Here is a 589-nt window from a genome sequence, read left to right as displayed (position 1 = left end):
CGACGGAATTATGGTCGAAAATCATTACGACTTTCTGAATGTTCATGCCCATGCATCGAATCGTGAGATCGAGCAGTTGCTGAGGACCTATGCCGAAATCCATGGTGAAACGATCTGTCTGAAAGATACGGAAATTCATCTTCCGTCACCCTCTTTCAATGCATTATTTCTGTTACGGCATGCCGCAGCACATTTCGCTGCAGCGGAGATTGGGATGAGGCATATAGCCGATTGGGGCATGTTCATCCTCCGTTACTGTGATAAGATTGATTGGACGGAGCTTTATGCGACGGCCCGCCGGATGAACATGCATCGATTTCTGAATTGTATAAATGCTATTTCAATAAATAACATAGGGGTAGATGCGAAACTATTTCCTTCGTTCGAACGTGATTTAAAACTCGAAGAACGGGTTTTAAATGATATTTTGCATCCTGAGTTCAGCGAGAAATTTCCTGAAAAAGGTTTTATCCGGATAATGCGGTTTAAATTCCGTCGTTGGTTGGCGAATCGTTGGAAACACCGGATCGTTTACCGGGAAGGTTTGATACATACGTTTTTCAGGCAGGTATACAGCCATCTGTTAAAG

The 589-nt window shown here is 43.5% G+C and carries 1 protein-coding gene; it reads left to right on the top strand.

Going from position 1 to position 589, the window contains the following annotated elements; genetic code table 11:
• The coding region (locus QVP03_RS10125) for a nucleotidyltransferase family protein (RefSeq protein WP_288210753.1) at positions 1–589 on the top strand (589 nt) is incomplete at both ends.

The sequence above is a fragment of the Alistipes sp. CAG:29 genome, from assembly GCF_000435435.1.
GTDB classification, from domain to species: domain Bacteria; phylum Bacteroidota; class Bacteroidia; order Bacteroidales; family Rikenellaceae; genus Alistipes; species Alistipes onderdonkii.
The sequence above is the reverse complement of the archived record's forward strand: the minus strand, read 5'-3'. Positions and strand labels throughout refer to the sequence as shown.